Source organism: Serratia sp. 506_PEND, from assembly GCF_001076875.1.
Taxonomy (GTDB): Bacteria; Pseudomonadota; Gammaproteobacteria; order Enterobacterales; family Enterobacteriaceae; genus Serratia; species Serratia marcescens.
This window is the reverse complement of sequence record NZ_JVEL01000514.1, coordinates 9,264-17,737: the sequence shown is the minus strand read 5'-3', so window position 1 is coordinate 17,737 and position 8,474 is coordinate 9,264. Positions and strand designations below refer to the sequence as shown.

At 62.9% G+C, this 8,474-nt stretch carries 7 protein-coding genes and 1 pseudogene (1 of these 8 only partly in view); 6 read left to right on the top strand and 2 right to left on the bottom strand.

The window, feature by feature from the left end:
* Positions 1-475: cytochrome ubiquinol oxidase subunit I (locus tag ADK28_RS21270; RefSeq protein ID WP_048796593.1), on the bottom strand; the 475-nt coding region annotated here is incomplete at its 3' end.
* A gap of 144 nt (positions 476-619) precedes the next feature.
* Between ADK28_RS21270 and ADK28_RS21265 the strand changes: the two genes are divergently transcribed.
* From ADK28_RS21265 to ADK28_RS21240, 6 genes are all read left to right on the top strand, one after another.
* Positions 620-2,038: a PLP-dependent aminotransferase family protein gene (locus tag ADK28_RS21265; RefSeq protein WP_033640068.1), complete on the top strand. Its 1,419-nt coding sequence runs from the start codon at positions 620-622 to the stop codon at positions 2,036-2,038.
* Positions 2,039-2,225: 187 nt separating this feature from the next.
* Positions 2,226-3,881, top strand: a complete 1,656-nt coding sequence (locus ADK28_RS21260) for an ABC transporter substrate-binding protein (RefSeq protein ID WP_048796592.1) — start codon at positions 2,226-2,228, stop codon at positions 3,879-3,881.
* 48 nt (positions 3,882-3,929) lie between these two features.
* Positions 3,930-4,886, top strand: a complete 957-nt coding sequence (locus ADK28_RS21255) for an ABC transporter permease (protein ID WP_004934604.1) — start codon at positions 3,930-3,932, stop codon at positions 4,884-4,886.
* A gap of 4 nt (positions 4,887-4,890) precedes the next feature.
* On the top strand, positions 4,891-5,841 hold the full coding sequence (gene opp4C, locus ADK28_RS21250) for an oligopeptide ABC transporter permease (RefSeq protein WP_016927379.1): 951 nt from the start codon (positions 4,891-4,893) through the stop codon (positions 5,839-5,841).
* Positions 5,838-6,824, top strand: a complete 987-nt coding sequence (locus ADK28_RS21245) for an ABC transporter ATP-binding protein (protein ID WP_033640070.1) — start codon at positions 5,838-5,840, stop codon at positions 6,822-6,824. Before opp4C ends, ADK28_RS21245 begins: the two co-directional genes overlap by 4 nt.
* The gene (locus ADK28_RS21240) at positions 6,814-7,782 is read left to right on the top strand and encodes an ABC transporter ATP-binding protein (RefSeq protein ID WP_048796591.1); all 969 of its coding nucleotides are present in this window, start codon (positions 6,814-6,816) and stop codon (positions 7,780-7,782) included. The genes ADK28_RS21245 and ADK28_RS21240 overlap by 11 nt, the downstream gene beginning before the upstream one ends.
* Before the next feature lie 2 nt (positions 7,783-7,784).
* Here ADK28_RS21240 and ADK28_RS21235 read toward each other — a convergent pair.
* Positions 7,785-8,474 (bottom strand): annotated as a pseudogene (locus tag ADK28_RS21235) (alpha/beta hydrolase) (it continues 283 nt past the right edge of the window).

The window sequence follows — 8,474 nt, the reverse complement described above, 5'->3', positions numbered from 1 at the left end:
GCCCCTGCGGCGTCTGCATCCAGCTGTTGGAGGCCAGGATCCAGAAGGTGGAGATCAGTGTGCCGAGCGCGACCATGCAGGTGGCGAAGAAGTGCAGCCCTGGGCCGACGCGGTTCCAGCCGAACAACATCACGCCGAGGAAACCGGCTTCGAGGAAGAAGGCGGTCAGCACTTCATAAGTCAGCAGCGGCCCGGTAATGCTGCCGGCAAACTCGGAGAAGAAGCTCCAGTTGGTGCCGAACTGATAGGCCATCACCAGCCCGGACACCACGCCCATGCCGAAGTTAACGGCGAAAATCTTTGACCAGAAATGGTAAAGCTCACGGTAGGCTTCATTGTGCGTTTTCAACCATAATCCTTCCAGCACCGCCAGATAGCTGGCTAAACCGATGGTGATGGCGGGGAAGATGATATGGAAAGACACGGTGAAGGCGAACTGTATTCTGGCGAGTTCCAGTGCATCAAGACCCAGCATGGCGCCTCCTAGGGTTGAACATAAATTAACCTCTTGAGTATAGCTGTCATTTTTATGTGAAAAGCTTGGCGTTAAGTTAATCACGAAGTACAGTGACTATAATAGTGACAGTTATTTTACTTTTTCATATAACAGTTAATGGTTATGACCCGATACGAGCAGCTTGCGCAGCAGATTAGAGAACAGATCCAGAACCGGGTGTGGCGGGCGGGCGACAAGCTGCCTTCGCTGCGCGAGAGCGGCAAACGCGCCGGATTAAGCCTGATGACGGTGGTGCAGTCTTACCAACTGCTGGAGAGCCAGGGGTGGATCGTCGCCCGGCCGCAGTCGGGTTACTACGTGGCGGCGCGTCCGCAGCCGCTGCCTCAGCCTTCGCGCGGCGAGAAACTGTTGCTGAGCGAGCAGGTGGACATCAACGCCTTTATTTTTGACGTGCTGCAGGCCAGCAAGGATCCGAACATCGTGCCTTTCGGTTCGGCGTTTCCCGACGCCACGCTGTTCGCCCAGCCGAAGCTGGCGCGGGCGCTGAGCAGCGTAGCGCGCAAGTTCACGCCGCACAGTTCGCTGGCCAACCTGCCGCCGGGCAACGACGCGCTGCGGCGGCACATTGCCCAACGTTATGCGCTGAGCGGCATGCAGGTTGCGCCGGACGAAATCGTCATCACCGCCGGGGCGATGGAGTCGCTCAGCCTCAGCCTGCAGGCGGTGACCCAACCGGGCGACTATGTGGCGATCGAGTCGCCGGCGTTTTACGGCGCGTTGCAGGCGCTGGAACGGCTGCGGTTGAAGGCGGTGGCGATCGCCACCCATCCGCAGGACGGCATCGATCTGGACGCGCTGCAGCAGGCGGTGGAACAGTATCCGATCAAAGCCTGCTGGCTGATGACTCACTTCCAGAACCCGCAGGGCGCCACCCTGCCGGAAGCCAACAAACAGCGTCTGGTGGCGCTGCTGCGCGAACGGCAGATCTCGCTGATCGAAGACGATGTCTACGGCGAGCTGTACTTCAGCGCCGAACGGCCGTTGCCGGCCAAGGCGCTCGACAGCGGCGGCCAAATCCTGCATTGTTCGTCGTTTTCCAAATGCCTGGCGCCGGGCTTTCGCGTCGGCTGGGTGGCGGCGGGGCGTTATGCGCAGCAGATCCAGCGTTTGCAGCTGATGAGCACCGTTTCCACCAGCGTGCCGACCCAGATGGCGCTGGCGGATTATCTGCTGCATGGCGGCTACGACACCCACCTGCGGCGGTTGCGCCGCCTGCTGGCCCAGCGCCAAAGCGCGATGCGTCAGGCGATCGCCCACCATTTCCCGCCGACGGTGAAGGTCAGCCAGCCCGACGGCGGTTACTTCCTGTGGCTGGAGCTCGATCCGGCGCTGTCGTCGATGGAGCTGTACCGGCGGGCCCTTTCCCGGGGCATCAGCATCGCGCCGGGGCGCATGTTCACCACCGGCGACCATTTCAACCACTGCTTCCGTCTCAACGCCTCTTTTGAATGGAATGATCGCTTTGAAGAGGCGATAAAAACCTTAGCCAAACTTATCCGGGGGCTGGCGGCGGCCGGCTGAATCGCATTTTTCCCGCCGCTTCACCCCAAAAAAATTCATAATGCTTTTTTCGGCAATGGAATGCCGGTTTCGTTGTTAGACAGCCCTCCAGCCGCCCATTACTCTGCGATAAATTTTGTCACATTTTTATCAACGGGTAGACGAGGGGCAGTGGGTGAGTAGAATAAAAAACAAGCTAAACAAACTGTTGCGTTATCGGTTGACGCCGCTGGCGTTGATCTGCGCGCTGGGATTGAGCGCCGGCGCGCAGGCGGAAACGCTGGCCGAAGGCATCACGCCGGCCAGCGACGTCAGCCGGGTGCCGGCCGCCGCCAAGCTGCGCAAAGACACCGTGGTGGCGGGCATCTCGGAACCGCAGGGGATTTTCAACCCGTATCTGTTCACCAACGGCTGGGACGAGAACGTGACCGACGTGATCTTCAGCCGCCTGATCGGCCTGGACAGCCAGGGCAAGCCGGAAGGGCGCCTGGCGGAATCCTGGCAGGTCAGCCCCGATAATCTGACCTATACCATCAGGCTGCGGCCGAATCTGGTCTACAGCGACGGCTCGCCGTTGAAAGCCGACGATATCGCCTTTACCCTGACGCTGCTGCACGATCCGGCCTATGACGGCGACACCGATATCACGCCGGCGCACATCCAGGGCGGCGCCGAGTATAAAAACGGTACCGCCGCCGGCATCAGCGGGCTGAAGGTGATCGACGATCGCACCATTCAGATCGTCACCACCCAGCCGGGCGCGACCACGTTGCAACTGATTGGCGGGCCGGTATTGTCGCGGGCTTACTACGGCAAAGACTATCAGCGCGGCAAGCTCGACAGCGTGCGCGCCTTGAACGGCAAGCCGCTCGGCAACGGCCCCTATATTTACGACAAGTACGTGCCGGGGCAGGAGATCCGCTTCCACGCCAATCCGAACTTCTACCTCGGCCCGCCGCCGATGGCGCGCTTTATCTACCGCGTCACCAACCCGGCCACCAACTTCCAGCTGTTCCAGACCGGTGAGACCGACTACGACGCCTTTACCGCCAAGCCGGACGATATCGAACAGCTCAAGCTGCTCGGCTTCGCCAATATCAACCTTTACAGCTCAAGCGATTACAGCCGCGTTGATTTCAACCTCAGACGCCCGGCCCTGCAGGACAAGCGGGTGCGTCAGGCGCTGATTTACGGCCTGGATCGGCAAAAACTGATCGCCGTGGTGTACCAAGGGTATGGCAAGGTCGCCAACCAGCCGATTTCGCCGATCTCCTGGGCTTACGACGCCAACGGCATCAATCCTTACGCTTACGATCTCGATAAGGCCAAAAAGCTGTTGGACGAGGCTGGCTGGCAGGTGGGCGCTGACGGTATCCGGCAGAAAGACGGTAAAAAGCTGGAGCTGACGCTGCTGGTGACCAAAAAGCTGATCAACGACGCGCTGGTGCCGATCGCCAAGGATAACTACCGCCGGCTCGGCGTGGTGCTGAAACCGCAGGTATTGGATTTCAACGCGCTGCTGGCGCAGCGCAAGGCAGGCAATTACGACCTGGCGTCCCTCAGCACCAGCACGCTGAACGATCCGCACGACGGCGTGCGCGATTTCATCAGCCGCGAGAGCGAGACCGGCTACCACAACCCGCAGGTGGATGCGCTGATCGCCAGGGCCAACGCCACGCTGGATATCGCCCAGCGCAAGCCGCTGTACCACCAGCTGTATCAGGCGCTGTCGGACGATCCGCCGGTGATCCTGCTCGGCAACCGCGAGATTTTGAGCGCCAGCAGCGCGCGCGTCACCGGCTTTAAACCGGATATCTACAACGGATTGGTCGGCAGCCTGCCGAACGTCAAACCGGCGCCGTAACGCCCTGACGCCGCCGCGCCATTCCGGGCGGCGGCGATGGAACCCGCGATGAGAAACTTTATCTTGCGCCGTCTGTTGCAGACTATCCCGATGCTGTTGTTGGCTTCCTTGCTGATTTTTTGCATTTTCGCCCTGGCGCCCGGCGACTTTATCGACGGCAACATCAACCTGACCGCGCAACGCGCCGCCGAGCTGCGGGCGCTGTACGGGCTGGATCAGCCGTTGTTCAGCCGCTATCTGCACTGGCTTGGCCGGCTGCTGCAGGGCGACCTCGGCTTTTCACTGCAGTACCAGATCCCGGTCAGCACGCTGCTGAACCAATACATCTGGAACTCGTTCCTGCTGGCGGCGGTGGCGATGGTGTTGTATTGGGGCATCGCGCTGGCGGTGGGGGTGATCTCGGCGATGAAACCCTATTCGCTGTTCGATCATCTGATCACCGTGGCGGTGTTCGCCGCCATGTCGTTTCCGACGTTCTTCCTGTGCCTGTTGCTGATCAAATGGTTCGCCGTCGATTTGCACTGGCTGCCGGCGGGCGGCATGCTGCGCACCGGCAGCGAGGCGAGCGGGCTGGCCTGGGCGCTGGAGGTGGCGGCGCACCTGCTGTTGCCGGTGCTGGCGCTGGTGATGCTGCAGGCCGGCAGCCTGACGCGCTATTTCCGCGCCAGCATGCTGGAGGTGATCCGCATGGACTATATTCGCACCGCGCGCGCCAAAGGGCTCAGGGAGAAAACGGTGATCCTCAAACACGCGCTGCGCAATGCGCTGTTGCCGATCATCACCCTGCTGGGGTTCGAGCTGCCGGGATTGTTCTCCGGCGCGCTGATCACCGAAAAAATCTTCAACTGGCCGGGCGCCGGACATATCCATATCGATTCGCTGGCGGCGCGTGATTACCCGGTATTGATGGGGTTCACGCTGTTTCTGGCCGCCTTGACCATTCTCGGCAATCTGCTGGCGGACATTCTGTACGCCTACGCCGATCCACGCATTCGCTTGAGGTAACACGATGTTGGCTACGTTGTTTTTCGGCCGCCGTCGCCGCTGGCGCCAGGCGCAACTGCCGGCGCTGGCGCAACTGTCGCCACCGCCCGCGGCGCAGGCCTGGCGACGGCTGCGCCGCCACCGGCCGGCGATGATTTCGCTGGCGTTGCTGGTGCTGTTGGCGTTGCTGTGCCTGATTGGGCCGTCGTTGTCGCCGTGGCGCGACGATGCCGGCGATGTGCTGAATATCAATCAGGCGCCCAGCGGCGCGCACTGGTTGGGCACCGACTTTCTCGGCCGCGATATCTGCACCCGGCTGCTGCTGGCGGGGCGGATATCGCTGACCATCGGCCTGGTGTCGATGCTGCTGTCGGTGACGCTGGGCTACGTGCTGGGGGCGCTTTCCGGTTATCTGGGCGGCGTGGCGGACCGGCTGATCATGCGCTTCGCCGATCTGCTGATGACCATTCCCGGCCTGCCGCTGTTGATCATCATGGGCGCGATGTTGACCGAACTCGACGTGTCGCCGGACTACCGCATCTACATGGTGATGATCATGCTGAGCCTGCTGGGCTGGCCGTCGCTGGCGCGGCTGGTGCGCGGCCAGATCCTGTCGCTGCGCGAGCGGGATTTCATGTTGGCCACCGAAGTGCTGGGGCTCTCCACCCGGCGGCGCCTCTTCGGCCATCTGTTGCCCAATACCGTGCCGATTTTGGTGGTGGTCGCCACCATGGCGGTGGCCAACGCCATCCTCAGCGAGTCGGCGTTGAGCTACCTTGGGCTGGGCGTGGTGCCGCCGACGCCGTCGTGGGGCAACATGATGGACGCCGCCAACAGCCTGATCGACTTTCAGCGCCGCCCTTGGCTGTGGATGCCGCCGGGGCTGGCGATCTTCGTCACCGTGGTGGCGATCAATATCTTGGGCGACGGCCTGCGGGACGCGCTCGATCCGAAAATGAGCGGGGTAAAACGATGAGTCAACCGCTGGTGGCGTTCGACCGACTGTCGGTGTCGTTTCAGGGCGAGCAGGGGCCGGTGCGGGCGGTGCAGCAGGTCAGCCTGGAACTGCAGGCCGGGCAAACGCTGGGGATCGTCGGCGAATCGGGCTGCGGCAAAAGCGTGACCGCCATGGCGCTGATGGGGCTGTTGCCGCAGCCGCTGGCGCAGGTAGACGGCGGTGAGATTCGCTTTGAAGGGCAAAACCTGCTGTCGCTGCGGGCATCCAAGATGGCGGATCTGCGCGGCAACCGGCTGGCGATGATCTTTCAAGAGCCGATGAGCGCGCTTAATCCGGTGCTGACGCTCGGCGAACAACTGGTGGAGCCGCTGATCAGGCACTTGCTTCTGTCGCCGAAAGCGGCCTGGCGTCAGGCGGTGCAACGGCTGGAGGAGGTGGGGTTGGCGCGCGCGGAGGCGCTGATGCGCTGCTACCCGCACCAGCTTTCCGGCGGCATGCTGCAGCGCGTGATGATCGCCATGGCGATAGGGTGCCGGCCGGCGCTGCTGATCGCCGATGAACCGACCACGGCGCTCGACGTCACGGTACAGGCGCAAATCCTGGCGTTGCTGCGCGAGCAGAGCCGGCGACACAATATGGCGATGATCTTGATCACCCACGATCTTGGGGTGATCGCACAAATGGCGGATCGGCTGGCGGTGATGTACGCCGGGCGCGTCGTCGAGCAGGGCACGACGCGGGAAGTGCTGGCCGAACCGCGGCACCCTTATACTCAGGGGCTGATCGCCTCGCGGCCGGTGCCGGGACAGCGGCGTCGCCGTTTGTACTCCATTCCCGGCCAGGTGCCGGATCTGGCGCGGCTGCCTGAACACTGCGCGTTTGCCGAGCGCTGCGCGCAGGCCACCGCGCGCTGCCGCGATGGCATTCCGCCGCTGTACGGGACTCAGCAGCGCCAATCCGCCTGCTTCCTCAACGCCGGAGGGCGCCCGCATGTCGACTGAACCCTTGGTGGAAGTGAAAGGATTAAAGAAATACTTCCCGCTGCGCGACGGGCTGTTCGGGCGCACCACCGGCCAACTGAAGGCGGTGGACGACGTCAGCTTCAGCATCCGCAAGGGCCGCGTTTTCGGACTGGTGGGCGAGTCCGGCAGCGGCAAAACCACCGTCGGCCGCACGCTGCTCGGCCTGCACGATAAAACCGCCGGCGAGGTGCTGTTCAAAGGGCAGGCGCTGGATAGCCTCAACAAAGACGCGCTGCGCGCCCTGCGGCCGAAAATGCAGTTGGTGTTTCAGGATCCGTACAGCTCGCTGAACCCGCGTCTGCGCGTGGGCGACGCCATCGGCGAAGCGCTGTTGCAGCACGGCCTGGCAAGCAAGGCGGAACTGCGCGAACGGGTGCTCGATACCCTGGCGATCTGCGGGCTGTCGCCGCAGCATTACGGGCGGTTTCCACATGAGTTTTCCGGCGGCCAGCGGCAGCGCATCGGCATCGCGCGCGCGCTGATCCTGCAACCGGAATTTATCGTCGCCGATGAACCGATATCGGCGCTCGACGTGTCGATCCAGGCGCAGATCATCAATCTGTTTTCCGATTTGCAGGAGCGGCAGGGGGTGACGCTGCTGTTTATTTCGCACGATCTCGGCGTGGTGGAGCATCTGTGCCAGGACGTGGCGGTGATGTATCTGGGGCAGATCGTCGAGAGCGCCGACCGCGATTCGCTGTTTCGCCAACCGCTGCATCCCTACACGCAGGCCTTGTTGGCGGCGGTGCCGACGTTGGATGTGCAACGTTCGCCGGCGTGGGCGGCCGGCGGCGAGCCGCCGAACCCCGCCAACCCGCCGCGCGGCTGCCGTTTCCATCCCCGCTGCCCGCTGGCCACGGCGCAATGCCGTGAACAGGCGCCGCATCTGCGCAGCGTGGCGCCCGGCCATCAGGTGGCTTGCCACGTGGTTGGCTAGCGTCAGGACAGATAGTGCTTCAATGCGCGCCCGGCCTGGTGGATCGCCGAATGCACCGCCGGGACGTGGGCGAGCGGATTCAACAGGCCGTAATCGTGGATCAGGCCGTTGTAGCGGGTGGCGGTGACCTCGACGCCGGCGGCGTCAAGCAGACGCGCGTAAGCTTCCCCTTCATCGCGCAACACGTCCAGCTCGGCGGTTTGCACCAGCGCCGGCGGCAAGCCCCGCAGCTGTTCCGACGTGGCGTTGAGCGGCGAGGCGTAGATGTTTTTGCGCTGCGCCTTATCGGGCGCATAGCTGTCCCAAAACCACTTCATCATGTTGCGGGTCAGGAAATGGCCTTCGGCGAACTGATGATAGGAATCGGTATCAAAATGGGCGTGCGTGACGGGCCACAGCAGGATCTGGCAACGCAGCGCCGGTATGCCTTTCTCTTTGGCCATCAGGCTGACCACCGCCGCCATATTGCCGCCGACGCTGTTGCCGACCACCGCCAGCCGTGATCCATCGACGTTGATTTTTTCGCCGTACTCGGCCACCCATTCCGTGGCGGCATAGGCCAGATTGATCGCCTGTGGGTAATGCGCTTCCGGGGAACGGGGGTAGTTGACGAACACCGCCGCCGCGCCGGAGCTGTAAACCAGATCGCGCACCAGCCGTTCATGGGTGGGAAAGTCGCCCAGCACCCAGCC

What these genes read in the sequence shown, in the direction of transcription:
- ADK28_RS21245 (WP_033640070.1), top strand. Translation starts at nt 5,838, where the DNA reads ATGAGTCAACCGCTGGTGGCGTTCGACCGACTGTCGGTGTCGTTTCAG.
- ADK28_RS21265 (WP_033640068.1), top strand. Translation starts at nt 620, where the DNA reads ATGACCCGATACGAGCAGCTTGCGCAGCAGATTAGAGAACAGATCCAG.
- ADK28_RS21255 (WP_004934604.1), top strand. Translation starts at nt 3,930, where the DNA reads ATGAGAAACTTTATCTTGCGCCGTCTGTTGCAGACTATCCCGATGCTG.
- ADK28_RS21240 (WP_048796591.1), top strand. Translation starts at nt 6,814, where the DNA reads ATGTCGACTGAACCCTTGGTGGAAGTGAAAGGATTAAAGAAATACTTC.
- opp4C (WP_016927379.1), top strand. Translation starts at nt 4,891, where the DNA reads ATGTTGGCTACGTTGTTTTTCGGCCGCCGTCGCCGCTGGCGCCAGGCG.